Annotated in this window: 28 protein-coding genes; 7 read left to right on the plus strand and 21 right to left on the minus strand. The window is 49.0% G+C overall.

Going from position 1 to position 24,160, the window contains the following annotated elements; all coding sequences use genetic code 11:
• Nucleotides 1-13 precede the first annotated feature (13 nt).
• Both KNP86_RS13530 and KNP86_RS13535 read right to left on the minus strand, forming a co-directional pair.
• The gene (locus tag KNP86_RS13530; RefSeq protein ID WP_029596478.1) at nt 14-394 is read right to left on the minus strand and encodes a hypothetical protein; all 381 of its coding nucleotides are present in this window, start codon (nt 392-394) and stop codon (nt 14-16) included.
• Between the two features lie 124 nt (nt 395-518).
• Entirely contained in the window at nt 519-800 is a 282-nt protein-coding gene (locus KNP86_RS13535) for a hypothetical protein (protein WP_029596479.1), read from the minus strand.
• A gap of 143 nt (nt 801-943) precedes the next feature.
• Between KNP86_RS13535 and KNP86_RS13540 the strand changes: the two genes are divergently transcribed.
• From KNP86_RS13540 to mphN, 3 genes are all read left to right on the plus strand, one after another.
• Complete coding sequence (locus tag KNP86_RS13540; RefSeq protein WP_131472583.1) at nt 944-1,786, plus strand: ComEC/Rec2 family competence protein; 843 nt, start codon at nt 944-946, stop codon at nt 1,784-1,786.
• Nucleotides 1,783-2,007 carry a DUF3006 domain-containing protein gene (locus tag KNP86_RS13545; RefSeq protein ID WP_024127775.1) on the plus strand — a complete coding sequence of 75 codons (225 nt, stop codon included), beginning with the start codon at nt 1,783-1,785 and terminating at the stop codon, nt 2,005-2,007. Before KNP86_RS13540 ends, KNP86_RS13545 begins: the two co-directional genes overlap by 4 nt.
• A 538-nt stretch (nt 2,008-2,545) precedes the next feature.
• Nucleotides 2,546-3,436 (plus strand): macrolide 2'-phosphotransferase MphN, encoded by an 891-nt coding sequence (gene mphN / locus KNP86_RS13550; RefSeq protein ID WP_131472585.1) that lies wholly within the window; start codon nt 2,546-2,548, stop codon nt 3,434-3,436.
• Nucleotides 3,437-3,505: 69 nt separating this feature from the next.
• Here mphN and KNP86_RS13555 read toward each other — a convergent pair whose 3' ends face one another.
• From KNP86_RS13555 to KNP86_RS15845, 19 genes are all read right to left on the minus strand, one after another.
• Complete coding sequence (locus tag KNP86_RS13555; protein ID WP_214754916.1) at nt 3,506-4,942, minus strand: ArdC-like ssDNA-binding domain-containing protein; 1,437 nt, start codon at nt 4,940-4,942, stop codon at nt 3,506-3,508.
• Nucleotides 4,943-4,946: 4 nt separating this feature from the next.
• Nucleotides 4,947-5,234, minus strand: coding sequence for a hypothetical protein (locus KNP86_RS13560; RefSeq protein ID WP_214754919.1), 288 nt, complete (start codon nt 5,232-5,234; stop codon nt 4,947-4,949).
• 5 nt (nt 5,235-5,239) lie between these two features.
• Nucleotides 5,240-5,689 (minus strand): hypothetical protein, encoded by a 450-nt coding sequence (locus tag KNP86_RS13565; protein ID WP_214754921.1) that lies wholly within the window; start codon nt 5,687-5,689, stop codon nt 5,240-5,242.
• 9 nt (nt 5,690-5,698) lie between these two features.
• Entirely contained in the window at nt 5,699-6,853 is a 1,155-nt protein-coding gene (mobP2, locus tag KNP86_RS13570) for a MobP2 family relaxase (RefSeq protein ID WP_214754923.1), read from the minus strand.
• Nucleotides 6,846-7,097: a hypothetical protein gene (locus tag KNP86_RS13575; protein ID WP_131469365.1), complete on the minus strand. Its 252-nt coding sequence runs from the start codon at nt 7,095-7,097 to the stop codon at nt 6,846-6,848. The genes mobP2 and KNP86_RS13575 overlap by 8 nt, the downstream gene beginning before the upstream one ends.
• A gap of 192 nt (nt 7,098-7,289) precedes the next feature.
• Nucleotides 7,290-8,129 carry a hypothetical protein gene (locus KNP86_RS13580; RefSeq protein WP_214754924.1) on the minus strand — a complete coding sequence of 280 codons (840 nt, stop codon included), beginning with the start codon at nt 8,127-8,129 and terminating at the stop codon, nt 7,290-7,292.
• Nucleotides 8,130-8,708, minus strand: a complete 579-nt coding sequence (locus KNP86_RS13585) for a hypothetical protein (protein WP_214754926.1) — start codon at nt 8,706-8,708, stop codon at nt 8,130-8,132.
• Between the two features lie 30 nt (nt 8,709-8,738).
• The gene (locus KNP86_RS13590; RefSeq protein WP_214754928.1) at nt 8,739-9,845 is read right to left on the minus strand and encodes a lysozyme family protein; all 1,107 of its coding nucleotides are present in this window, start codon (nt 9,843-9,845) and stop codon (nt 8,739-8,741) included.
• Nucleotides 9,845-11,797, minus strand: a complete 1,953-nt coding sequence (locus KNP86_RS13595; protein WP_214754930.1) for a VirB4 family type IV secretion system protein — start codon at nt 11,795-11,797, stop codon at nt 9,845-9,847. The genes KNP86_RS13590 and KNP86_RS13595 overlap by 1 nt, the downstream gene beginning before the upstream one ends.
• A gap of 17 nt (nt 11,798-11,814) precedes the next feature.
• Nucleotides 11,815-12,435: a hypothetical protein gene (locus KNP86_RS13600; protein WP_214754932.1), complete on the minus strand. Its 621-nt coding sequence runs from the start codon at nt 12,433-12,435 to the stop codon at nt 11,815-11,817.
• A 1-nt stretch (nt 12,436) separates the two neighbouring features.
• Nucleotides 12,437-12,736, minus strand: coding sequence for a DUF5592 family protein (locus tag KNP86_RS13605; RefSeq protein WP_214754934.1), 300 nt, complete (start codon nt 12,734-12,736; stop codon nt 12,437-12,439).
• A 6-nt stretch (nt 12,737-12,742) separates the two neighbouring features.
• Nucleotides 12,743-14,701 (minus strand): pLS20_p028 family conjugation system transmembrane protein, encoded by a 1,959-nt coding sequence (locus KNP86_RS13610; protein WP_353048186.1) that lies wholly within the window; start codon nt 14,699-14,701, stop codon nt 12,743-12,745.
• Nucleotides 14,702-14,716: 15 nt separating this feature from the next.
• On the minus strand, nt 14,717-15,133 hold the full coding sequence (locus KNP86_RS13615) for a hypothetical protein (protein WP_214754937.1): 417 nt from the start codon (nt 15,131-15,133) through the stop codon (nt 14,717-14,719).
• A gap of 16 nt (nt 15,134-15,149) precedes the next feature.
• Nucleotides 15,150-15,392 carry a hypothetical protein gene (locus KNP86_RS13620; RefSeq protein ID WP_214754939.1) on the minus strand — a complete coding sequence of 81 codons (243 nt, stop codon included), beginning with the start codon at nt 15,390-15,392 and terminating at the stop codon, nt 15,150-15,152.
• A gap of 16 nt (nt 15,393-15,408) precedes the next feature.
• Nucleotides 15,409-17,772: a VirD4-like conjugal transfer protein, CD1115 family gene (locus KNP86_RS13625; RefSeq protein WP_214754941.1), complete on the minus strand. Its 2,364-nt coding sequence runs from the start codon at nt 17,770-17,772 to the stop codon at nt 15,409-15,411.
• Nucleotides 17,773-17,786: 14 nt separating this feature from the next.
• Nucleotides 17,787-18,887, minus strand: a complete 1,101-nt coding sequence (locus KNP86_RS13630) for a hypothetical protein (protein ID WP_214754943.1) — start codon at nt 18,885-18,887, stop codon at nt 17,787-17,789.
• A gap of 66 nt (nt 18,888-18,953) precedes the next feature.
• Nucleotides 18,954-19,178 carry a hypothetical protein gene (locus KNP86_RS13635; protein WP_012390467.1) on the minus strand — a complete coding sequence of 75 codons (225 nt, stop codon included), beginning with the start codon at nt 19,176-19,178 and terminating at the stop codon, nt 18,954-18,956.
• A 12-nt stretch (nt 19,179-19,190) separates the two neighbouring features.
• Nucleotides 19,191-19,373, minus strand: coding sequence for a hypothetical protein (locus KNP86_RS13640; protein WP_051627825.1), 183 nt, complete (start codon nt 19,371-19,373; stop codon nt 19,191-19,193).
• A gap of 298 nt (nt 19,374-19,671) precedes the next feature.
• The gene (locus KNP86_RS15845) at nt 19,672-20,160 is read right to left on the minus strand and encodes a helix-turn-helix domain-containing protein (protein WP_214754944.1); all 489 of its coding nucleotides are present in this window, start codon (nt 20,158-20,160) and stop codon (nt 19,672-19,674) included.
• A 337-nt stretch (nt 20,161-20,497) separates the two neighbouring features.
• Here KNP86_RS15845 and KNP86_RS13650 point away from each other — a divergent pair, with 337 nt between their 5' ends.
• From KNP86_RS13650 to KNP86_RS13665, 4 genes are all read left to right on the plus strand, one after another.
• The gene (locus tag KNP86_RS13650) at nt 20,498-20,719 is read left to right on the plus strand and encodes a helix-turn-helix domain-containing protein (RefSeq protein ID WP_214754946.1); all 222 of its coding nucleotides are present in this window, start codon (nt 20,498-20,500) and stop codon (nt 20,717-20,719) included.
• A gap of 80 nt (nt 20,720-20,799) precedes the next feature.
• Nucleotides 20,800-22,176, plus strand: coding sequence for an AAA family ATPase (locus KNP86_RS13655; RefSeq protein ID WP_214754948.1), 1,377 nt, complete (start codon nt 20,800-20,802; stop codon nt 22,174-22,176).
• Nucleotides 22,173-22,652 carry a hypothetical protein gene (locus tag KNP86_RS13660; protein WP_214754950.1) on the plus strand — a complete coding sequence of 160 codons (480 nt, stop codon included), beginning with the start codon at nt 22,173-22,175 and terminating at the stop codon, nt 22,650-22,652. The genes KNP86_RS13655 and KNP86_RS13660 overlap by 4 nt, the downstream gene beginning before the upstream one ends.
• 433 nt (nt 22,653-23,085) lie before the next feature.
• The gene (locus KNP86_RS13665; protein ID WP_214686093.1) at nt 23,086-24,111 is read left to right on the plus strand and encodes a tyrosine-type recombinase/integrase; all 1,026 of its coding nucleotides are present in this window, start codon (nt 23,086-23,088) and stop codon (nt 24,109-24,111) included.
• Nucleotides 24,112-24,160 lie beyond the last annotated feature (49 nt).

Raw genomic sequence — 24,160 nt, forward strand, 5'->3', positions numbered from 1 at the left:
GATCTATGTTCAATTATATCCTCCGCATGTTTACGATGCGCCAATCCTTCACGTTTTGTTCGTCCATATGTTGAGTGACGCGTTCGATCATTCTAAATCGTTCGCGCTGACAAAAGTTGTAGGCTTCTTCCGGTAATGGCAGTTCGACCTCAATCGTGACTTTCACTTTTTTTCTTCGTTTGTTGAATCGATTCAGCAAATGATGTTCCAGCTTCGTGATGAACGCGTCGTCACCAATACCCTCTTCTGACTTCAGTACGCCGGTTATCTCAGGACTGATTCCATCAAGGTGGTGTTTGATTTCAAACGGTGTCGCATCTAAGTACTCGCAGAGGTGATCAAAGCGCAGTAACTCTGTACCGTGATATTGCTGGATCCATTCTTGAAGTCGCATGAGGAGAACCCCTTTTTAGTTCAAGTGTACCTCGTAGGGTTTTAACAAACAGTGACGAAGTCGTGTACAGCGTATGTAAGGTGCCGCACATGAGACTTGTTCGATTTCGTAATTCTGTCCTTCCTTAAAAACGGACTTTGTTCTGAGCCTCCATCTCTGCCAGCTTTGCCTTTTTCACATCAGGATCAGTGGTGAACCGATAGCTGCTTCCCTCATGGATCCAGGTCTCATCAAGGATAATGCCATTCATAATGTGGCGATACGGCATGGCGGTACATAACGTGTATCCCTTCAGATAGTGTGCAGCTTCCTGAATGGAGACACACTCCTTTACTTCTACCCCGTCTTTAAAAATCAGGACCGGTTTATACGTCTTGTTTATTGCGATTGGTTTTCGTAAATCCATTTCTCTCACTCCTCCTATCATCACACCTTACCTATTTATGTATGTGGTCAACCGCAGGAATTAGAAGCTATTTAACAAATAGCGGATTATAATAAAGGTGTGTTGGATAATTTTACAATAATTTTAAAGTGGAGTGATAGAAGATGAATAAATTGATCAAGATTGGGAGTGCCGTTCTATTTAGTGGAGCGCTATTGGTGTCACCATACGGGGAAGCATCAGCCGCTACGAGCATTAAAGTCCATTACATCGATGTCGGACAGGGAGACGCCATCTACATCAAGATGCCGAGCGGTGAGGACGTCATCATCGACGGGGGTAACAAAGGAAAGGGCGATGCCATCGTCGCCTACCTCAAAAAGCAAAAAGTTGACGATATCGAGGTATTGATCTCGACGCATCCGGATGCGGATCATATTGGTGGATTAGACGAAATCCTAGATGCCTATCGTGTCGAGAACGTCTACGCGCCGAAAGTGAAGCACACGACCCAGGCTTACAAAGATTTTCTGCAAGCCGTCAAACGGGAAGGGAAGACCATCAAAACGGCACAGGCCGGCGTGAAGCTACCGATCAAAGGCGTCAGTGCGAAGTTTGTGGGTCCGGTCAAATCCTACTCGAACAGTGACTTGAACAACTGGAGTGCAGTCCTTCATGTAACGTACAAGAAGAACACGTTCTTGTTCACGGGAGACGCGGAACACGTTTCTGAGAAGGACATGATGGCGAAGAAGCAGACGCTCCGTGCAGATGTCTTAAAGGTGGGACATCACGGTGCCAAGACGTCGACAAGCAGTACGTTCCTGAACACGGTCAAACCGAAGCATGCTATCATCAGTGTCGGGAAGAACAGCTACGGCCATCCGACTTCCGAAGTGGTGACGAACTTGAAGCGTCAAAAAACGAACACGCTTCGCACAGATAAGAATGGCACGATCATCATTACAGGGAACGGTTCAAGTTATGCCGTAAAGAAATCAAGATGAAGCGACGGAGAGGTATCATCGATCGATTTGAAGGGGACTTGGCTGTCGTCGAATTCGGAGAAGTGATGGAGGATATTCCAAAGTCACGACTTCCAGACACGGTTCAACCTGGTGACGTGCTTTGGTTTTATGAAGATGGGAAAGTTGAAGTGGACGCCAAGGAACGCAAACGATTATCGAGTGATATCGATGAGTTGATGGATGAGCTTTGGGAAGATTAAAAACGAGTATCAATTATTCATGATTGTATTTTTAAAACTTACAAATCAGTATTTTTTAATAAAGACAAATCGGCAAATAATTTTTATCTAAATATAAAGCTCGATTGACATTGAATAAAAACTGATATAAAGTCAACAGCATAATATTCACTAGGAGGATTGTTAAGAATGATGCACGCCGGGAGATTACGCCACCACACTTTGAACAATGGCTAATTGAATATGTTCAAAGGCTCTGTTTTCATAAAACAGAGTAAATGGGAGTAGTCTGCACATTTTTATCAATCTTTGACGAAGAAACCACACACTTACAAACATAGCAGATTTACAACTCTTTTTGTCGTGTCCTTTTATTTTTGATAATGGACGCTTCTTGGTTGTAGCTCATTTACTCTTGATCACAGACACCATTTTGTCTGTGATTTTTTTATGACTTCATTTAGTTAAGTCTAATTAGAAAAGATTGAAATGAAAAAGTATTAAAAATGCATACATTTCACTTGCTTATCGCACAACATAAAAATTGGAGGAACAAATCATGAACGAATTTAAACGGCTTGCAAAAAATAAAGGATTAGATGTGTTAGAGAATAGCATTGTGGTAAATGAATCGGGTGTTGATTTTCAAGTTGCTTATGCAAAAGATACGCTTGGTAGCAAGTGGATACTAAGAATTCCTCGAAGATTAGATTCGATGAGGAGCGCCTTGAAAGAAAAGGGGGCACTAGAAATTATGGAAGAACATGTGAGTTTTCAAGTTCCAAATTGGTCAATTTTTGATGATGAACTAATTGCGTATAAGCAATTAGATGGTGTTCCGGTTGCAACAATTGATGTAGAGCAACAAGATTACATCTGGAGTTTTGACAAAGAGAATACACCACAATCTTACTATCAGTCATTAGGTAAAGTGTTGGCAGAACTACACACATTACCACATCGACACTTCAAAGAAATCGGTATCAAAACTCTATATGCTAGAGATTTAAACAGTTCAATGAAGATACGGATGGAGAAGGTGAGACAGAAGTATCATGTGAATTCAGAGCTATGGGAGCGTTGGCAAGAATGGTTGGCGAATGATTCCCTATGGCCATCGCATGTAGGTGTAAGCCACGGGGATTTACACCCTGGCCACATATTAATAAATAAGAATTTTGAGGTCTCTGGTTTGATAGATTGGACAGAAATTAGTATTGCGGACACATCTGTGGATTTTCTATCACATCTATTACTGTTTGGTAAGGATGGTTTGACAAAGTTACTCGATGCTTACGACAATGCAGGCGGAAGAACATGGCCAAGAATGGATGAGCATATAATTGAGTTGTTAACAACCAGCGCAATAACTGTAGCTGAATTCGCAGAGATATCTGACCTACAAGATATGCGTGAAACAGCTGCTCATATGCTTACACAAAATGTATGAGGTAAAAGCAATGGCAGCGCTCTGAAATTGAAAAGGGTATGATTTTTTAAATCATCATACCCACGAATGTCACCAGAGTCTTTCGATGTTAAACAATGAAATTCTTGAAAGGGACTTTTGTTCTTCATCTAACAACACGTCATGCCAGTGATTTTCAAGCGATTTCAGGACCGGTCTCTCCAAACGATTGGTTTTTTCAAGATGGTGTAAAGGATGTACGGCACTTTCCGGGACGAAGTGACCACTGACCAATGGTTGATTCGGTAATGCGATTGTATAAGCCACAAGCTGATCTTCACTGAAGTCATGATTATTGGCGATGCCGAACTGCTGAAACCCGAGACCCATACCATGAATATACATGAGCGGCTCATCGACGCGATCCACCTTCAGGTTCGTCTCGAGGGCCGCTTTTGCGTTCAGATAGGGCTCCACCTCCTCGGGGAACACACTTTGTACGGCATGCACCCGTTCATAAAGACTGAGGTCAGCGTCTTTCCATCCCATTGGCCGCTCCAGCTGTTCAAGGTAATCAAGAGGGCTCTGCTCTTTCTCCTGTTGCAAGGTGTTCACCTTTTCTAAGTGTGTCTCGATATGTTCGAGGAAGCCTGCGGACGTCTGGTGGACCTCCTGCAACAATTTTTCCTTGTCGAGGAGTTCCTTGTCTTTCGTCCAACCGGCCAGATAGGAGAGCGAGAAGTCGTCCGTCGAGAACCCGAGTTGATGTGAGACGACATAGGCGACCATCTCGGCTTGGAACTCCTTCTCGGGTGCCGTGAGCGGTTGATCGCGTTCAAAATTCCGCTCCTGATTGTGTAGCTCCGCATGGGCAAGCTCGTGAATCAGGACGCTGATGTCCTCGATAGATGAGTTCCGCGGGTTCAAGGCAATCGCATGTAGCTCCGGATAGTAACAGCCCTTCGCCGTTCCGATCTCGTCGAGCGGTTCATCCAATAGTGTCACATTCCGGGCATCCGCGAGCGTCGTCAAGGCGTCACGGATGTCTTGTTCGTTCTCCATCCCGCCGTCCCGGTGATACCGTTTGAAGATGTCCGAGACCTCGATTCCTTTCTCGCGTGCGTCGGTCTGCGTGTACTCGAACACGTGACCGATCTTGAAGTACATCATCTTGCGTGACGGGATGCGTCCTTGTTTCACGCCGTCCTTGATTGGCTTCGGTGCCTTGCTGAGCGGTACCCATTCATCTTTGTGCAAGACATACGTCACCGGGTTCGGGACAAATACTTTGATGCCACGCTCACCTTTTTGGACCTGTGCGCCTTGCTTTTCCCAGAACGGGTAAGAGCCGACCGCGACCGCGCCGGGGAATTGGGACTCGATCAAAATTGCGTTCCGCATCGAGTATTGATGAAACTTGCCGAGGAACTGTAGATGTTCCCGGATTTTTTCCGGACTCTCGAAGTAGCTGTCGATCTGTTTTCCCATCTGTTCGGTCAAGGCCTCGAGCTCGGCCTTCCGTTCTTCGTTCGTCTTCATCTTGGCCATCGTGTCAGACTCCTTCCTTCAACAAGTCGGTGACAGATTCATCACTATCCGCAAATTCGTCCAGTTCACGCTCGAGTTGTGGCGACGTTTCCGGTATGTCGAGTAACAGCTGTGTCCGCTCGAAATTGACGGGAAGCAAGACGATCTCGTCTTGCGCGACGGCGGTCAAAAGTTGGTGCTCGGAAACGGACACCGGCATGTCGTATCGCTTTCCATAGATGAGGACCGTGACGGTATCCGGTTGAAGCGTCAACAGTTGTCCCATCGTGAAGGGACGGTCAAGTGGTCGCATAAGATTCATCCTCTCTCAAAAGTTAATGTGTCCTTCTTCTGTTTTTGGTGTTCGATGCGCTCCTGGACGATGCGTTCCGCCGTCGCGAGAAACGTCGGCTTGAATTGATCCGTCGTCATGATGTCCTCGATGCCCTCGGTCTGCATCAGCGCCTGCAGAAGCTCTGTCAGGATCTGCCCGTGGCGATCGGAACGGTTCGCGGCGAGTCGGATCCGCTCGAGTTCCGTCGACACCTGCTTGTTCATTAACTCCTCGATATGACTTGTAACCTGCGTGCTGATCGAGCGGGTGAGGAACTGCATGTCCCACTTCCCGTCAGCCAGGTGTTTATGCTCGTCTGCGATATGGTCGATGACCTGACCGAGATGGCCGAAGCGTTTGTCGTCGGCGAACTCTTCTAAATACGCGACCGTCTCCGGCTTTAATCGGAGACGGATCTGTCTCAACTCTTCCATCGTCCTCCCTCACTTTCCATATTCGATGTCCCGTTCCAGCTGTTCGAAAGCTCGTTGGTTCTTCAAATGTTCGAATTCGTCATTCATGTGCCGCTCGATACGGTAGATTGATTCGTTGAATATCTTTTGCTGGTTGAACGCGCGTCGGATCGGATGTTTGGGGGCTTCTTTCTTCTCCAATATCGCCTGTTCTTTTGACAAGTCGCGCATCTCGGAGAGGATGGCATTCCCCATCCGGGTGTAGAGATCCTGTCGTTTCGTCGTCTGGTAACGCTCGGCTTTCTCCGTGTCGCCGTAGCTGCGACGATGGAACGACGCTTCCTGCTCGAGTCGCGCGTTGAAGGCTTGAAACTCTGATTTGAAGTGAATATCGATATAACTGTCGGTCAGACGATTGAGCGATTCACGGAGCGGTTGCATCCCGTTCATGTTGTAGCGCCACTGTCGTTTGTCTTCCGGCAACCGCTCATAGATGTCCTTGAATTGACGGACGAGCTCGGGATGCAGGACACGGTTCGGGAGCGTTGGAATCTTTCGGTTCCGTTTATGGGCGACCAGTTCGTCTCTTATGAACGCATTCAGTTTCTCCTGTTCTTTCGTCCGGTCGGCGAGGGAATGGATGACCTTCGACTTCATCAACTCGATCGATTTCGGTTTGCGTTTGCCGCGCTCGCGTATGTGGCTCGTCTCGACGATGGCGACATGCACGTGGATGTTGTCGGTGTTGTAATGCACGGCACCAGTCCAGTAGGCATGAACCATCTTTTCTTTTTGGAGCATTGCCTCGACCGCGTTCCGTGTCGCCTGGATCAACCGTTTCTCGTCGACGAGGTCATCGTGGAGCACACCGGTCTCGCGTAGCCAGGTGTTATCGAATGAGATGACGTCCTGCCAGAGGATGCTCCCGTTCTCTTGCGCTTGCTTGAAGATGTCACGGACGGCGCGACGTTTTTCGTAATTCAACCGGTCGTCCTCGCGTGTAAACAGACCGCTCGACTTCGTCTCGTCTTCCATATAGTCGTGATACGTCTCGAACTGTTCGCGGCTGTCTTTCGCATCCGGTCGATTGATGTAGTCGAGGTATGTCGTGTACTGCCGCGATTTCTTTTTTGTACTAGGCACCTTGAACTTCGACTTGATGACGACACCGGGTGTCTCACGCATCCTGCATCACCTCACTCAACAAACGGGTCACCTGGGCGAGCTCGTCCGCACTCCGTTTCAAGTGGAGCGTGTTCGCCTCGAGCTGTCGTTCGAGCCGCTCGACTTGCGTCGATTGGATGCCGTTCGCGCACCAGGAGGCGAGCAGTTCTTTCAAATATTGTTGCCGGGAGCGATTATGTTCCTTCGCCCACTCATCGATTTGCTTCACGATGACGGGGTCGATGTCGCGGAGTAACAGATCCATCTGCCTGACCACCTTTCTAGAGGCTATATTTTGCCGACGTCCGAAAAGTTCGTTCAAAGAGCATAAGGGGAAATTGCTATCACTTGTCGTGATAGCCCAGGCAGAGCCTGGGGTTTCCGTGATATCACCAAAAGTCCGAAAACGGCACGAAATGTGCCAGTGAAACCAGCGATTTGGCACGAAATGTGCCACTTAAATCGACAGTTCCCGGAGCCGGACGCGCAATTTGTCATGCTTTTCTTCGAGCGCTTGGACCGACTGTTCGAGCTTCTCGAGTTCGAGTGTAAGCTCGTCGCGCTTCCGGACGAGGTCGAAGATTTCGTTCTCTTGTTCGACCTGTTCGTCGAGCGAGAGATAGGTGAGTTCGCCTTCAAGCTCCTTTTTGTCACGGTCGAGCCGCTTGATTTGTTGCCGCTGCGCCTTGACCGACTGCTGTGCTGTTTCCAAATGCCGTTCGGTCTCCGCGAGCTCGTCCTCGACAAATAGTCTCGTGAAGGTTGTCTCGTCAGATGAAGAGTGACTCGCCTGTTGGATGGTCCGGCGGTCGGCATAGAGGGAGGTCAGGAGACCGTCTTCTCGTTTCTCGGGTGTGAGTGTGTCAATTGATTGTGAGTCATCGAATCCGTAAATCCGGACAGCGAGCTGGTCAAAATCGTTCGGCACATCTTTCAATTCGAGCACGTATTGATCGTTCCGGTCATACAGCACCATGACTTCCTTCTCGGAATCCGGACGTGCCTTATAGACGTAGCGGAAGAGATGATCGTTCGTGTTACCTGGTGCTTCATCGAGCGAGAGTCGGATGCGTATTGTCTTGGCCTCCGTATCGTAACTGGACGCGTGGAGCGTCAAGGTCTCCCCGTTCGAGAGACGGATTGCCTCGTTGATCGTCGTCTCATTGACCGGTGCCTCCTCGGCGAAGAAGAACGACGAGGTGCCGAAAAAGAGGAAGCCGACGACAAAGAATACACCGAGTACGAGGTAGAACCGGGAGACGTTCTGGGTGAGACGCCGTCGTGTTTGTCGTCGCATCTAGATTCCTCCTTCAGGTGTCAGGTCTTCCATTTCGGTGACGACCAAACGTCCTTCGATGGACTCGAACGTCAGGGCCAACAGTTCTTGCGTCGTCTCTTCATAACCCGTCTCGGTAATCAACAGGTGCTGTTCGAACTGGACGAGACATTCTGCTCCGGAGACAGAAGGGAACACCTTGATGTCGCGGACGGTCGTCTCGTACGTGCCGACATCACTGCCGTCAGCGGCGAAGAGCGTGGCCGCGAGGTCCTCCGACATGACGTCCTTCGCCTGTCGTTTCTGGGTCGTGTAACTGTCCTTCGTGACGGTGAAGGCGTATTCGACGAAGCGCGTCGCGCGTGTTGTCAGCTCTTTCATCCGTTCGGTCTCTGTTGATGCGACGACTTGTTCAGTGTTCGACGGCGTATCTTCGAAAGTGACTGACTTAGAGGGAGTGATGCTCTCGTTTTGTGTCTCACTCGCGTCTGAAGTGCTCGTGACAGCCGTCATTTCCTGATAGAAAAAGACATTCGCCGCGAGCGAAATCAGGAGTAGCACTCCGAACAGATACGCGAGGTGACGTGCAGTGAAGTTCATTCTTTCTCCTCCTTTCCATACATCCATGACTTAAAATCCGAAGACCGAAGCGGGGTCGATGTGACCGGACCATTCACTCGTCTTGATCTCGAAATGCAGATGGTTCCCGCTCGATCGGCCGGTCGTACCGCAGTACCCGAGCGCTTGTCCGGCATCAATTTGTTGTCCGCTTTGAACGCCGAGACGACTCAGGTGCGCATACGCCGTGATGTAGTTGTCATGGCGGACCTGGACGAGATTGCCGTACGGACCGCGGTTCCCGCTATAGATGACGGTGCCGCTCTTGACCGCGTGGATTGTATCAGACGGGGTGCAACTGAAGTCGATACCGGTGTGGTTGTCCCGTTGTCCGAAGACGACGCGCCACCCGAAACGCGATGTCACGTTGAGCGAGATGGCGAGCGGGGAACGTAACCCTGATAACAGTTCTTTCGTGATGACTCCGTCGGCGACGGAGACCGGCGCAAGATATTTCAACACCGCGTCGACATACTCGATGTCGCCGTAACAGGCGCCGTGCTGGACCGCACTCGGACGATGACAGCGATAGATGCCGGTGTGTTTCACGCGCTGATACATCATCTGGGAGAACGAGATGGCGAGCTCTTTCGAGTAACGGCCGCCGTTCTCCTGGACATAATCGATAAAGCCGCCGCCGAAGTTGTAACTCTGTAACGTGAGCTGCACGTCACGGTTCGCCCGTTCGAAGACGGAGGCGAAATGTTCGACGCCGTAGACGATGCTCTCCTCGGGGGAGGTGATGCATCCGATGCGTCCACACTTTGATTCGCTCGCCTGCATCGGGTCGTTCCCGCGTCCGCCGCTCTCCTGCATCATGAGCGCGAGTACGGAGTTCGTCTGTTCGGCCAGTCCGTGCTTCGACAGTTCCGATTCGACCAAGCCCCGATATTGGAGCACCTGGTCGCTTACCTGTAGACCTCCTGCGGTATTGAACGTGACGTCGGTCGGTTGTTCGTTCTGGACACCTGTGAGCGAGTCGAGGATGCCGACGACGAGGATGACCAGGAACAACACGAGTGCCGCGATGCCGAGCAGGATGAGCCGCCACTTGAGCGTCGCGAGCTGCCATTTCGCTGTGACGGCGAAGCGGGCCGTCCGTTTCGCGGCCGCCCACATCAGGCACCCCCACCGAACAAGACGAGTTCTTCGGGTGCGACGTCCACGTCAAAGATGAGGTTCTGCACCCCGGAAATGCTCAGGACGACGCGTCCCGTCTCGAGTGAGGGGATGATCCGCATCTCGGAATTCGAGAGTTGGCCATCAAACACTGTTTGGATGATTGGGATGCTCTCCGCGTCCTGTTCGCCGATAATCTTGTATTGCGTAAGCTGGAAGAGCGACTTGACGTTCTCCGCGTTCTCGGACTTCGATCCGGCTGGCACGAAGTCGGTGATCAGATGCGAAACGAAGAAGATGCCGCCGAAATACTTGCGCGCCTCGCGCATGCAGCGTTGTAGATACAGGATGGCCGGCTGTGCGATGTCACGCGTGTTGATCAAGTGGTGCGCCTCATCGATGACGATGAGGTACTTGCATGCTTCTTCGGTCCGGAGCACGCCCTGGTTGTAGGCCTTCAGTTGACTCGAGCCGTTGGCAATCATCCCGTCCCACAGCATGTTCATCAAAGAGAACACCTGCGCCTGGAACACCTCGTCCCGCAGACTCGTCAGGTTCCGGAGCGGGAACGACACGATGAGCTCCTCGTCGAACCGGTCGATGGAGGAGTGCCCGTCGAAGATGTTGCTGTAGTTGTGGACGAGGTTCGTGACGGCGAGCTCGATGTTCTCGAGACGCCGCACCCGGTTCGGACTGATTGCTTCCTTGATCGAGGTGCGCGTGTCATCCGTATAGAGCTCACGACGTACGAGTTTTAAGAAGTCGGAGAACGTCGGGTACCGGTTCGCCGGATGCGTCGTGATCGGCAGTTCACCCTGTTCGTCCCAGAGTCCGTGCCGGACGTACAGGTCCCGAAGTAGGATCTCGAACTCGTTCGTCTCTTCCTGTGTCGCTGCCGGGTTGATGTAGTGATAGAACACGGCCATCTTCGATAGATGCTGCATGAACGAAAGCGCCTCGTTGGCGCTACCGTCGTTGTTCGTCACGGTCTTATAGACATGGAGCGGGTTGATGAGGCCGGCCGACCCGTCGAGCGCGATTTCCTTTCCCTCGAGCTGGCGCACGAGGTCGGAGAATTCGCCCGTGACGTCGAGGATGCGGATCTTGTTGCCCTTGATCGCCTGGTCGAGCACCGTCTTTTTTAGGAGCGTCGACTTGCCGGACCCCATCTTGCCGATCATGAGCGCGTTATAGAACTTGCGTTGCTTGTCCTTGTGGAACAGGTCGAAGATGACGCTGCCGTTTGTGTCGGTCGTCCCGTAATACGTGCCGGTCGCGTCCTGGAGCGACGTGAAGTGGAACGGGTATCCACCAGCGATGGAGAGGGACGGGATCTCTTTCCCCCGGCGCCGGTTCGGGAGCTTTTGTTGTTGGTCATAGCTCGTGAACAGGCTCTGCCACTCCCATTCCTGTTCGTTCAGGAAGATCGTTGAGCGGAAGTTCCGGGCCTCGAGTTCTTCCATCACTTCCTGTACTTTCACCTCGAGCGCGTCGAGCGTCTTCGCCTTCACGTAGAGGCGGAGATGCAGATACTTCATCGTCTCGCCCTGGGTGATTTGTTCATAGAGCTCGTTCAGCTCCTTGTATGTCTCCCGGGCGTCGATGCGGTCGATGTTGTCCTTTGCGTTCTCGAAGCGCGTGTTCTGTTCGGCCATCGACTTGTTGATGGTCTGGATGATCTCACGCTTGTCGGCCGTCCCGATGTCGAGCGTCGTCAAAACGTCCGGCATGTTCAGGATGGGTTCGAGCCAGTAGTCATAGACGAGCGACTGATATTTGTAGACATGGAGACAGGACAGGTAGCCGTCCCCGAGACGAACGAAGTTGGCCTCAAACCGGATGCCGCCCTGCGGCTGGATCTTGGCGATGACGTCGGGGTTATAGCCTTTCTCGATCTTGACGGTCTCCGGGTCCTGGTGTCTGGACAATTTGTCACGCAGGCGCTTCCACATGTGCGTCACTCCTTTCTTCAGGCGTCGAGTTGCGGTTTCGTGTTCGGGTTGTTCAGTTGATAGAGCACATGGACCTTCTGGTCGAGGGTCAGCTCGCGCATCGGGTTGGAGCGGCGGAGCAGTTTATAGAGGTGTGTCTTCCGCTCCTGTAGCGTCCGCTCGTCGTCGGCATAAAAAAAGAGGAGATAATCGCGATTGGTGCGATGCTCCTCGAGGTATTCGAGCTCCTGCTTCTTTTTGAGTAGAAAAGGCAGGTAGGCCGGTGTCTGATTTTGTCGAATCTGTCGTTCGATACTGATCTTTTGCCGATCGAGACTGAGCGGCGTGTTCAGTGGTACGACCTTGAGCGGGTGCGTGTATGCCTGCAAAAGATAAGCGAGCGAGAACACGTCATGGTCTTTTTCCTCCTCATTCAGTGAATAGATGTCTTTCGAGGTGAGCTGGACCATGTCGAGATAGGTCCCGTCCCGCATCTCGAACATTTCAGTGCCGGTGATGTCGACGACCGGTATCAGTTCGGCGACTATTGGTTTGACGACGACCTTGTCTTTGAGCTTCCGTTTCTCGACCACGTCCTGTTCGTCGAGCCAGGTGCCTGTGCGTCTCGGTTCCCTTAGCGTGTCTTCAATGAAAGCCATCTCACTCACGTCCTTTCGTCTGCGCATCGAGCGCGAGATAGGTGTCTTTGCGTTTGATGAGCGCGTAATAGAGCGCATGGACCATCCGCTTCTGTGGATTGGTCGCCGGCCGCAGTACCATGAACAGCCCGAAGACGATGAGGAATACCGTGAACGGGATGTGCAGCACGGACGGGACGAACGGAAGCGTCACGAGCCGGAGAACGATGAGCCCGACGAGGAACAGGAAGTCATGCAGATAGAGCATCTTGTTGATCTTGAGCTCGGTCGTGACCTCGTTCGGGATCCGGTATTTGCGCATGGGTCATCACTCCTTTTTCTTCATGTTGTCAGATCGCGGTGGCGAGGTCGGATAGATCCGTCGCGACTCTTCATGGTTATGAGTATGGCGGTGTGTCTGATTCTCACGCACCTGTTCGATGACCTCGGTCTCGACGTCGAGCACGGTGTCTTGATGGATGGTCCGTCGGGCGCGTCCTTGGCGTTTCTCTGTTGTCGAATCATTCGAACCTGTCGTAGAGGACGAAGACGAGGATGAGTCGCCTGAAGGTGGTACCTCACGAGGTGTCGGTGTCGTCACGTCATTTCTGTCTACTGATTCATTGTGACGACGGCCTGGTCCGGATATGGTATCGGTGGACCCGGTGACCGATTCGAGAGTCGACGAAGTAGGGCTTGGAGACTGATTAGAACTTGAATGATCGTGAATCGATTCCGGTCTTTGCGTCTCCGATGGCGTTGGTTGATGGTCGGCACGTTCGGTAATCGATTCAGGGTTCGTCGCATGAATCGATTCAGGAGACGGGCGACCCGACGCTTCGTTCACGTGTTGGGAACCGTGCACTTCAAGCTCGGATTCTTGACCGTTGTGTGGTTGCGAATCGTTCTTCGGATTTGTCGGTCTCTCTTGGTCTGTCTGCGTGCGACTAGCGGTTTGATTCGTCTGAGCAACACCATCTGGATCGGTTTGTCTATCGGCGTCCATCCGCTTTGACGCTTGAGTCTCCACATTAAGCGGTGAACCGTTCTGCGGCATGGCATTCGATTCCATCCGAGCCGTCGCGGCCTCATGGAGCGATGGCATCTTTGGTGCGCCATGTGCGGCACTCGTGACCTTTGAGACCGCATGGGCACCGGCCGAGGTCACACCTTTACCGGCGGCATAGGCGCCGAGCGCGACACCCCAGCCTCGTTTGAGCCCGGCATCGATCCCGAACAGCCGCTCGACCATGTTCGGCCCGTCGATCAATGCGACCGAGAAGGCGATGAGGGCGATCAGATAGGCGAACCCGTCCAACGTCTCCGCGAGGTAGGCGGTCCCGATTGTATACAACTTGATGGAGACGAAGATCAGGATGATCACGAGGAACGTGTTCAAAATGCTCTGGATGACCTTCTTCGTCTTTTGACCACTGTGCAGGTCGGCCGGGGCGACGAGGATCGCCAAGACATAGTTGAAGGCGAGCTCGAACGACAGGCGCGCCAGTTTGTAGGCAATCGAGAATAATGTGAAGCCCATGATCCCGAGCGTCACGAAGATGGTCAACCAGTTCGGCTGATAGCGGTAGTAATACTGGTTGTTCCATTCGACGCCACTTTGATCGAGTTTACCGAGACTTGTCTCTCTTCCATTCCATAGAATATAAGACTCAGCCAATTTGTTTCCGCTTGCCGATAAGTCATAGTTGTTCTTGTCGAAAATCTCGTTGATCCGGATGTTATCAATTAACTCAGTCGGAATAGCATTTAATGATTCGCCTGTAGCAGCATTAAAGTTCTTCGAATCGTGCTCAATCAAATCATGTACATTCCGTTTTAAGATACTCTCAGATAATGAAGCTTCTCCGTCGTAAAGCGAATCTGTTCCGATTTCTGCGATTGCTTCATCAGAGAACTCCTGAATTCGGCTCATAGTTGGCGAAAGTAAACCTAAGATCAAAAGTGTGATGAACAGGTTGATCAAAAAACTCTCACGTTCAAATTTCTTTTGGAAAATCAACAAGTACCCAGTAAACAAGAAGCTTCCTGCTAAAAGAACATACAAAAAAGGTTGAATCGTAAGAACGAATTCAACCACTTGTTTATTATTGAAGAATGTATTGGTTAATAGGATTTGATCCGTGATTGATTCAAGGCCGTCAATCAAGACTGATAGTCCTCTGACAAGAATCCATCCCATTGAGCGCAGTGCGTCATTGACCATACTACTTATTTGGAGTACATCTTCGTATTCCTGTAATTTGGTGATTAAATCGGAATCAGCCATTGAAAGACCCCCAATCTACTGAGTCCTAGTAAAGAAGTCCGCTAACTGTTGTTCGTAATTGTCCGCCGTCAACATTCCAACATTGATTTCATCTGTGATGTTTCCATCTTGAATAGAGTATAGAACGGCACCTTTTAGTTCGTCAGTGTATTCAAAGTTACCACGATCGACAAGTTCCTCGCCATCTGGCTGAAACGTATTATAGAGCGTGACTTGTTGGTTCTCTTCGTTCGCTATCTCTTTTACGAATTCAACGAACTCTTCGAATTCACCATCTTCTTCTTTTACAATCAGCAAATAATCATCCTCTTCGGCTGTCATGACCTTCTCAACGTGTTCAATATCACGTTGAACCAAAGACTCATTGGAATTTGAGCAAGCTCCAAGTAAAAACAAGCTGATTCCTAAAGTACCTGCAAGTAGTTTCCTCATAACGTTTACCCCTCCGTCAGACGATTTTCCCCTTCAGTAGATCCGCGACTTTCAGGTTGACGCGGAAGTCGAACTTATCTATTAGTGTAACAGTTTTCGGGGTGTCTGAGGTGTCGTCCTGATAGACGGTCAGAAAGCCATCGGCCGTCTGGATATTGAGCACGTCGCCCCGTTCGAGGCGGACGCGCTGCGTCTCGATGATCCTCGCGACGACACGTAATTCATTCTGGATTCGCTTCTCTCTCGCACTCTCGGCCATGGGTTCGGCCTCCTCTCTACGGTGTACCTTGCTTCAGTTTCTCGAGTCGCTTCGCGATCATCGTGCTCAAAAAGCTCTTCTGGCTGTCGGTGACGTCGTAAACTCCTAGGTTCAGGTTCGTTTCGAACTCGGGGAGGGACATCCCGCCGATGTCATGTCCTTCGAACATCGAGCGGAGGATGCTGTCCTGAAGCACGTCACATACCGTCAAGGACTTTTCTTCCTGATTTGATGGCGTATTCGCTTCCGTCGCGTCTTCTTTCTGCGTAAAGCGGATTCGAATCTGTTCGAAATTGAGACCGGCGTGACGGCAGGGGATGTCGATGTCATGCAGGGAACGATCCGTGTCGAAGTCGTCCGCTAGGTATTCGTAGCGGTACTTCATTGCCGTCCTGCCGGTCAGGAAGATTGGATACGACTGGATACGGCGTTTCTTCGTGTCCTGACGCTTGATGACACGGATGATGAGCATCTCGCCCTCTTTGAGTCCCATGACCTCGGTCGCTGTCATGAGCCGACGGCCGTCCACGTTCTCCGTCTTCGATTTCTTGAGCGAGAACGTCTGCCCGGACCGCGATTTCGTGACGATGGTCGCCTCACCGAGCTTCTTCGATATCAGTTCGGCGGTCGACTCGTCCGCGGTCAACAGATAGTGTGTGTTCCCACAGTTGCCGTCAATCGTCTTCCAATCCTCTCCGTATAGGTTCTCGAGTTGGGAGTAGGCCTGGATGACGAGGTTGAAGCGCATGTTCCGGCCGAGACAGACTGTTATGATGTTGGCCATGCCTTCGATCGGCGGCATGTTGCCGAACTCATCGAGAAGGAAGACGACCTGCCGCTCGCATTTGCCTTGTATAGTCTGCGAGGCGACCCGGGCGAGCGCCGTGTATACCTGTTTGATGTAGAGCGACGCGATGACGTTGAATGTCGGGTCATAGTCCGGGACAATCAGGAACACCGCCACAGGTTGGAGTTGATGCATCACTTCACGAATTTGGATAGAACCGTCGATAGAGTAATCGAATTGTCCGGTTTCCTCGTCCTGCGCTTCCAACTGAATCGTTGAAGTACCTGAGTCGGTCGAGATTTGAACGACGTCTCCTGTTCTAAGTGACGACGCGTGGTACACGATGAAGCTGCCATCGTCGTCCGTCGTGAGCGCATGGGTCATCCCATCGGGGAACGTGAACGTAAGACGGGTCAAAGGCTCGCTCCGTCCGCTGATCCAGCGGTTGAATCCGATGCGTCGCATGTCGAGCGAGTTCATCGACGTCAGCTTGCCGGTCCCGTTCAACGTGAAGATTCCGAGTTTCGCATTCGTATTGGCCAGGATACTGGCCCGTGTCTGGCCACCCGAGAAGTGGAGCGTCGCGAACTGGAGCCGCGCCGGGTGGTTCTCCGGGAATCGCTGAAAGAACTCGTCTAGCGCGGAGATCTCCTGTCCTTGTCGCGTCACCACCGTCCGTGACCCTAAGTCCGAGAGCATGAGGGCGACGTTGTACATGTTGATCTTCTCCGGTGTGTCCTTCGCCTCTTCACAGAGACCGAGGATGAGCGCCGTACACAGGTCGATTGATGAGTTGGCCCAGAACGGGTCCCGCGCCTTCGGGTCATGGTACAACATGAACGCGACCGAGCGCGCATATTGTTGGGCGAGCGAATAGTTCTCCTCGAGAAATGCGTCGATCGTCAGTTGCAACAGGTTATACGACATCGATTGGAGCGGGTTCATTAGGTTCAACACCTCGACCTGATAGCCGCGTTGCTCGAGCGTCTCTTTCGATGCGGCGAAGAGCTCACCTTTCGGGTCGTTGATGATCAGGCTCGCCTGGTCACGCGCCCGGCTGTACAGGTCAATCGTCGAGAAGACGAACGTCTCGCCCTTCCCGGACCGGGTCGTCCCGATGACGAGGTTATTGACTGGCGAGTCATCGATGAACAGTTCGTTTTTGACCCGTCCGACGGGGACACCACCTGATCCGTCATACCGTTTCTTCCGGTCCGGTACACGGCGGTACTGTTGTTTCAGTTCATCGAACGAGGTGAAGCGGGCACTCCCTTTCTGATTCTTCCGAAGATCCCGGAAGTTCAGCCATACCTTGCCGAACACGACCAATCCGCTGAACAGACTGAACGCGATCAGTCCGATCAAGACGGTCGAAGAGGGGAGACTCACCTCCAAGAACAAGGAGGGTGAGAGCGTCGGAATCGTCGCTCCGGCCAACAGCCCATCTTGTACGATTGGGGTCATGATTTGTCGAATAATGTTGTAGACCCCGTTCAGCAGATAAAAAATCCCGGCCGGCACCACCAACAGGCAGAACAGGGCGGGGAAGATCAGACGTATCGGGAATCGTGGTGATAGAGACTGAGTTCTCAATTATTTCACCTACCTTAATCTGAATAAAGAATCGTTTCCAGGTTAACTTCTGCAGCTGCGATCGCGGCTTGAATCTTCTCACGGGCCGATGTGTCCTTGCTAGAGGTCTTCTTCAGTTTCTCGTTCAGTTCACCGATGGTGGCCGTGATATTTTGGTACTCGTCGATTTTTTCTTGTACGGCAGGGTCGTTCGTCTTGGACGCCCAATCGTTCGCAGCCTCGATGTCCCCGAGATAGAGATAGGCGGTCACTTTCGCGGAAATACGGGGAGCAGTCCACTCCACATTTTCCGTCTTGCCCACGGTCTCATGATCCCGTTCCAGTGTGGCGAGATCGAATGCGCCCTCATCGGTCGGATGTGACGCTTGGAACTCTTGGAGCCGTTCCAATTTCTCCTGATCGGATAGGTCGAGCCTGGCCAGCTTCGTCTCGATCAGGATAGGGTCATCCGTGAGCTCGAGCGCTTTCTGGTCTGCTCCTTCTGCGAGATAGAGGTCGACCAGTAGAATATCCTCTTCCTCGGACCGGTCTTTCCGTTCCAGTAAATCGATGAGCGAGGACTCCTCACCTTGGAGCGCTCGTTCGTAAGCATCTAACCACCTCTGTTCAGTACCGGTCACCTGTTCGGCGTGCGCCTCCTTGTCACTGAACCATTGCGCGGCAGTGAAGAGTGAGGTGAATAGAATCCCGGCCGTGGCCGCACCGTAGATGAGGCGACGCTGTAGTCGGGTCAGGCGTGACTGATAGGTCGACGACACGATCGGGTTGGATTTGATGGAATGGCGTTTATAGTCTTCCGGTGTCTCGGACTCGATCTCGTCGAGGATCCACATCTTCTTCGCGTTATCCTCTTTCTTCGTCCGGATCCGTTGTACCCGGTCCTTTACTTGATGGTACAGGTTCGGATAGGTGCCTTCGGTTCCGAATGTGAACGTCCCTCGATACAGCATCTCGTCTTTCTGGTCGAAGAGACGGAAGTCACCGGAACAGCTCGTCCCTTCTTCGCTACGTGCCTGGTGCAGATTATGAGTCGCGACGACCGCTTCGGCGAAGGGGAGCCGTTCATAGTTCTGGATACGTGTGTCCGGTACGTCGGTGAATCGTACAAACAGCATCTCGTTCCTCCTCTCGTTTCAAGCAACAAAAAAAGCCTTCCGATTGGAACGCTGCGTGCGTGTGCATTAGAATTTGATGTTCTGGTCGACCATCTCGGCGAGCGTGAACGCGCCCATGACGATGATCAGGCCGACGGCGCCCCCGACGAGCCAACCGACGGCCTTCGAGCGGCCACGGTCCCCGCCGAAGATGAAGTAGAAGCCCCCGATCGCGAAGGCGATGGCCGCGGCGATGACGGCGAGTCCTTGGAAGAACTGAAGCAAGCTGAGCCCTGTCTCATTGAGTCCCATGTCGTTCCCTCCTTAGTCCTGGTGCGCCGGCGACTTGAAGCTGAGCTTCGCCTCGAGCGCCTCCATGATGAGTTCCTGGTTGTCCTGGATGACCTGTTGATGTTGTTCGTCGAGCCACTCCTCATAGTCCTTCCCACGGATGCGTAAGAGTTTCTCGGCGAAGCTACGGTTCTGTTTCTGTTCTTTTGATGCCACAGTACACACTTCCTTCCCTTGATCTCGTGATGTGCAGCAGCACATCATTAAGGACAGTCGGATTCGGTGCGGTGGGTTTCTAGCCGTTCCCCCACGAACTCCACTCCTCATGAATCTCAGGAGCTGTACAGGGTTTTTCGATGACCCGGAACGATGCGGTGACCTTGTGGCGAGTTTTAGGCGACTCTCGCCGAACCATCTGTGCGTAAATCCCGCCCACCCGGTCACTGGTGAGGGACACGCCAATATGTGATTGGAGTAGACCATCCTTAAGGATGTGCTGCTACGTCGATGTCGGTTACAGTCGGACTCTTTTCCGCTTCTTGACATGGATGAGCTCGTCATCCGGGTTCTTGCGCTTGGCGAGAACGTGTGCGTCACAGACGACCGTACGAATCCGATAGTAGAGTTGCGTCAACTGAACCGCCTCGCCGCTCCCTTTCTCGATGCCGATGAAACCGTGCAATTCATAGGTCTTCCCATCGAATGTGCGGACCGAGTCAGCCTGCGGCAACTCCTTCAGGTCGAACCGACGTCGCTCGAGCTTGGTGACGGAACGCTTCGCTCCGTAGCCGAAGTCGATGGCGTCCCATGGGATCGTCGCGAGCGTGTGCCCGAACGCGCGGGCCAGATGATCGATGTCAGCAATCGACGGCACTGACCGGTTCTGTTCGTACTGACTGATGGCGGGTTGCGAGATCTCTCCAAATGTCTTCTCGGATAGTTCGACCTGTGACCAGCCCGAGAGCCGGCGGTTCTCCTTCAACCACTCCCCGAATCGATACATGAGCCTTCCCCTTTCTGTAAACCAGAGCGGCGATCAAACAGATGTTTCCTTTTGTTGGTTCCAATATAACAAGATTAGATTTAAAAATCATCAGTTTTCTGATATGTCAGAAATTTTACAATTGACGATTCTTGTCGAATCCGCTCTACACAAGGGATATCTAGCAACAGCAACTCAATATTTTTAGTTTTGTCGCACAACTGTAAAAAAATAACGCTTTAAGTATAGAAAATAATGACAATTATTTTGATCTCAAGAGATTATGGTAGGGTAGAGGAATAGAAGTGTTCGTAAAGAATAAGTGATGAGAAGAGTACTTTGATCGTGGGGTGAGCAAGTGGAATTGAATGAAGCAATCATCGAGCGGATGAAGGAGCTCGCAGCAGAACGTAATATGACCATCCATCAAGTGATTCAAAAAGGTGGATTGAATCAAGCTACGATTTCAGAGCTGATGAGCGGTAGGACAAAACATCCGAAAGTGAGTACGATACAAAAGTTTTGTAACGGTGTTGACATCACTTTAAATGATTTTTTTAATAGTCAACGATTTAGATAGTAGAGTGATTTTAACGGGTATTATATTTCTATTTTGTGATATTGTTTAGAGTATAAAAAGAACTATAGGAGACTATATATATGAAAATAACACGGCTTGGTCCTATCTCAAAGTCGGACTTCACATTGAATGATTTAACAATATTTACTGGTAATAATAATCAAGGTAAAACCTATATGTCTTATGCCGTTTATGGCATTTTAAAATCATTAAATGATATTAGCCTTTATTTTTACTCACTTAAAGATGTAGACATTTTAAATAACGATGGTCAATTAATAATCTCTTTAGAAGAATTTCAGACTAAACTAGTGAAGGACTTAAAAAGTAGTATAAGTAAAAATTGGTCAAATATCCTTCGTATCAACTTTCAAACTGAAGAAAACATGTTTTCAGATAGTAAGTTAGTGCTGTCTGATAAAGACATTTTAAATTTCTTCAATTTTACATTTTCACAAAATCAAGAATACAAAAACACTATTAAGTATAAAAATTTTGCAGTTACTTTAACATTTGCTGATAATCAATTTTCATTTTCAAGATTAGAAGAAAATATATCTGAAAGTAACTCGAAAAGTGATATAGATGAAGATTTAACTATACTACATACTATATTGATGGTATTGACTGAGTCTTTTATTAATAGAAGCATCACAGCATTTTATATCCCTGCCGAAAGGGTGGGTTTAAATGTTTTTAGATCTCAATTAAACAGTAACAAAATTCAATTACTAGATACTCTGACTCAACATTTTAATTCATCAAATGATCATCTTAACATTTCTCAACCTATATCAGAATTTAAACCATATCTTGCGAAACCAATCAACGACTATCTAAAATTTATTAATGGTATTAATAAATATGACATTAACGATAATGATGATTCTTTAGGTCGGTTTATACGCGAAAAATTAATTAATGGTAGATTTGATATCGATAAAAATACTGACAAGAGCTTTTTCAGATCACGTCATAGTACCAAGAAATATAAAAAGGATTATATTCCACTTCACGTCACATCCTCATCAATCAAGTCTTTCTATGGGCTAGACTATTATTTAGAAAATTTAAATACTACCAACACAACTAACTTTATTATTATTGATGAACCTGAAATGAATTTACATCCTTCAATTCAAGTAGAATTTATTAATTTTATAGAATTGTTACTTTTAAATAATATTAAAATTTTGATTTCCACTCACAGTGATTTTTTGATAAAAAAAATTCAAAACGTCGCTTTAAAAAATAGGAATACTCAAGATGATAATAAAGGTATAGTCGAGGAAAACATTTCAGTGTACAATTTTTCAAATAATACAATGAAGAAAGTTGACATTTTTTCTGATGAAGATTATACAAACTTTAGTCAAACTATTTACGAATTGGAACATGAGTTCTTCGACGCACTAGAAGCTAACATTATTGATAGTTCTGACGAGGAGAGAAAATGAATATTGAAAGATTTGAGGATGGTTACCTCGAAAACTTTAATAAGCAATGTATCGTTACTGAACCAGGAGAATATGAAGTATCTTTCAGATTACCCCCTGGATCAAGTGAAGGTATTAAAATTGATCTTCCAAAAATTAAACAAAATTCACAGTTTCTTAAGGCCCCTTCAGAACTATATACTCCTCCTAAAGACTGCGATGTAATTTTATTAGATATCAAAAAACGCGTTTTCTATCTAATTGAAATTAAATCACTTAAAAAAACCTGTGATTTTGAAAAGGTAAAATTGCAACTGGCAGCAGGCTTTGAATGGTTAAAGTTTATATGTTTTTGCTTAGATGTAGATATTAACAGTTACACGGTGTTTAAAGTACAGACCATTGCTAATTCAGGTAGAGCAAACTATAAACGTATATTAAAAGTAGAAGAAGTATATAGAACTTATGGGAAACATATCTTCCTAGACTTAAAATAAATAAATTATGTGTTCTAATTTTATATAATTTAAAATAGTCTTCTTTTTATTTCAAATGATATTAAATAAAAAGGGGGCTATATTTTTATTTAATATTCAATAAATCTTAAATTGATACAGACAGAGTACTTTCCAACAAAATATGTTTTTTTTAGAGAATGTATTTATTTCATAGTTATTTTTAAATAGACAAACAAAAGTATTTTTTATGAACCTCTTCATCAAATTATAACTTGTGATAATATAAGATTATCACAAGTATTAATTATTTGATCAAATTAAATATATATTTGTAATACACTATCACCTAACACATTTATCTTCTTACACATGTATTTTAATTATAAATACATGTGTATTACATATTTTAATGACGTATTTCAAGGAAAATAGATATTTAGTTAAAAAATATGGCGCGAAAAGAGGGAGAAGCATGGAGATCGAGAAAAAGCAGCAGGCGTTCGAGGTAGCATTGCGAAAACTGACCGGGGCGAACCCGAAACTGGCCGAAGCATTAAGGAAGGACTATATTGATCTCGAGACGTTGAATGATGTCGAGGTTATTGAATTGTTCTGGGCGACGGAACTGTTCCCGATCTATGCGGACAAGAGCCCGCACACGCGACGCGCGTATAAACTAGATCTCGAATTCGTCCTCGGTTTTGTGATGACGAAGACAGACGGATTAAAACACCTGACCGTGCTCGACATCCATCGCTACCTATTCGAAGTGAACGAACAGTATGCCCCACGCACGGCACAACGGAAGAATAACATGCTGAAGCGTCTTCTGACCTACCTACACGTCAACCAGTATCATCTACATAATCTGGCCTTCCACGTGAAGAACCAGCAGCGCCCTGAATTGCTCCGGCGTGAGGTCAACTTCGACGAGATTGAGCGGATTGCCGAGTCGTTCCGCCATACCGTCAAACGAGCACAAAAAAAGGAGCTCATGGAGCTCCGGAACGAGACAATCGGTTATTTGTTATTGACGACAGGTATGCGGGCGACAGAACTGTTGTCAATAAAGTTCACTGACGTGAAGCGTAATCAGCAAACATCTTATCTCGAGGTGATGGGGAAACGCGACAAGTGGCGTCGCATCCCGCTTACCGAGAAAGCGATACACCTCGTGAATCGGCTGCAGACATTGATGATGATCGAGGAAGTCTCGTCCCCTTTCATCGCCTTCAGTACGAAAAAAGCCAACAAGGCCATCACATATGAAGCCCTGCGCCTGATGACTCATCAGGCGGTCGACCATGTCGCGAAGGAAGAGAAGACCCCGCCCCACTGGTTCCGCCGGGCCTACATCACAAAGCTCCTGGCGAACGGAAATTCTTTGATTGGGGTCATGCAGTTGGTTGGTCATGAGTCAATCAATACGACAAATGGATATCTGCAGTCTCTTAATCATTTAACAAACATATTGAATACAGACTTGCCATTTTCATGAGCCGTTGTTCATTGATATAGTCAGAACTGCTTTAGCTTTATTGGAAAAT

This window comes from Exiguobacterium sp. s16 (assembly GCF_018618115.1).
In the GTDB taxonomy this organism is placed as follows: domain Bacteria; phylum Bacillota; class Bacilli; order Exiguobacteriales; family Exiguobacteriaceae; genus Exiguobacterium; species Exiguobacterium mexicanum_A.

What these genes read in the sequence shown, in the direction of transcription:
- KNP86_RS13530 (WP_029596478.1), bottom strand. Translation starts at nt 394, where the DNA reads ATGCGACTTCAAGAATGGATCCAGCAATATCACGGTACAGAGTTACTG.
- KNP86_RS13535 (WP_029596479.1), bottom strand. Translation starts at nt 800, where the DNA reads ATGGATTTACGAAAACCAATCGCAATAAACAAGACGTATAAACCGGTC.
- KNP86_RS13540 (WP_131472583.1), top strand. Translation starts at nt 944, where the DNA reads ATGAATAAATTGATCAAGATTGGGAGTGCCGTTCTATTTAGTGGAGCG.
- KNP86_RS13545 (WP_024127775.1), top strand. Translation starts at nt 1,783, where the DNA reads ATGAAGCGACGGAGAGGTATCATCGATCGATTTGAAGGGGACTTGGCT.
- mphN (WP_131472585.1), top strand. Translation starts at nt 2,546, where the DNA reads ATGAACGAATTTAAACGGCTTGCAAAAAATAAAGGATTAGATGTGTTA.
- KNP86_RS13555 (WP_214754916.1), bottom strand. Translation starts at nt 4,942, where the DNA reads ATGGCCAAGATGAAGACGAACGAAGAACGGAAGGCCGAGCTCGAGGCC.
- KNP86_RS13560 (WP_214754919.1), bottom strand. Translation starts at nt 5,234, where the DNA reads ATGCGACCACTTGACCGTCCCTTCACGATGGGACAACTGTTGACGCTT.
- KNP86_RS13565 (WP_214754921.1), bottom strand. Translation starts at nt 5,689, where the DNA reads ATGGAAGAGTTGAGACAGATCCGTCTCCGATTAAAGCCGGAGACGGTC.
- mobP2 (WP_214754923.1), bottom strand. Translation starts at nt 6,853, where the DNA reads ATGCGTGAGACACCCGGTGTCGTCATCAAGTCGAAGTTCAAGGTGCCT.
- KNP86_RS13575 (WP_131469365.1), bottom strand. Translation starts at nt 7,097, where the DNA reads ATGGATCTGTTACTCCGCGACATCGACCCCGTCATCGTGAAGCAAATC.
- KNP86_RS13580 (WP_214754924.1), bottom strand. Translation starts at nt 8,129, where the DNA reads ATGCGACGACAAACACGACGGCGTCTCACCCAGAACGTCTCCCGGTTC.
- KNP86_RS13585 (WP_214754926.1), bottom strand. Translation starts at nt 8,708, where the DNA reads ATGAACTTCACTGCACGTCACCTCGCGTATCTGTTCGGAGTGCTACTC.
- KNP86_RS13590 (WP_214754928.1), bottom strand. Translation starts at nt 9,845, where the DNA reads ATGTGGGCGGCCGCGAAACGGACGGCCCGCTTCGCCGTCACAGCGAAA.
- KNP86_RS13595 (WP_214754930.1), bottom strand. Translation starts at nt 11,797, where the DNA reads ATGTGGAAGCGCCTGCGTGACAAATTGTCCAGACACCAGGACCCGGAG.
- KNP86_RS13600 (WP_214754932.1), bottom strand. Translation starts at nt 12,435, where the DNA reads ATGGCTTTCATTGAAGACACGCTAAGGGAACCGAGACGCACAGGCACC.
- KNP86_RS13605 (WP_214754934.1), bottom strand. Translation starts at nt 12,736, where the DNA reads ATGCGCAAATACCGGATCCCGAACGAGGTCACGACCGAGCTCAAGATC.
- KNP86_RS13610 (WP_353048186.1), bottom strand. Translation starts at nt 14,701, where the DNA reads ATGGCTGATTCCGATTTAATCACCAAATTACAGGAATACGAAGATGTA.
- KNP86_RS13615 (WP_214754937.1), bottom strand. Translation starts at nt 15,133, where the DNA reads ATGAGGAAACTACTTGCAGGTACTTTAGGAATCAGCTTGTTTTTACTT.
- KNP86_RS13620 (WP_214754939.1), bottom strand. Translation starts at nt 15,392, where the DNA reads ATGGCCGAGAGTGCGAGAGAGAAGCGAATCCAGAATGAATTACGTGTC.
- KNP86_RS13630 (WP_214754943.1), bottom strand. Translation starts at nt 18,887, where the DNA reads ATGCTGTTTGTACGATTCACCGACGTACCGGACACACGTATCCAGAAC.
- KNP86_RS13635 (WP_012390467.1), bottom strand. Translation starts at nt 19,178, where the DNA reads ATGGGACTCAATGAGACAGGGCTCAGCTTGCTTCAGTTCTTCCAAGGA.
- KNP86_RS15845 (WP_214754944.1), bottom strand. Translation starts at nt 20,160, where the DNA reads ATGTATCGATTCGGGGAGTGGTTGAAGGAGAACCGCCGGCTCTCGGGC.
- KNP86_RS13655 (WP_214754948.1), top strand. Translation starts at nt 20,800, where the DNA reads ATGAAAATAACACGGCTTGGTCCTATCTCAAAGTCGGACTTCACATTG.
- KNP86_RS13660 (WP_214754950.1), top strand. Translation starts at nt 22,173, where the DNA reads ATGAATATTGAAAGATTTGAGGATGGTTACCTCGAAAACTTTAATAAG.
- KNP86_RS13665 (WP_214686093.1), top strand. Translation starts at nt 23,086, where the DNA reads ATGGAGATCGAGAAAAAGCAGCAGGCGTTCGAGGTAGCATTGCGAAAA.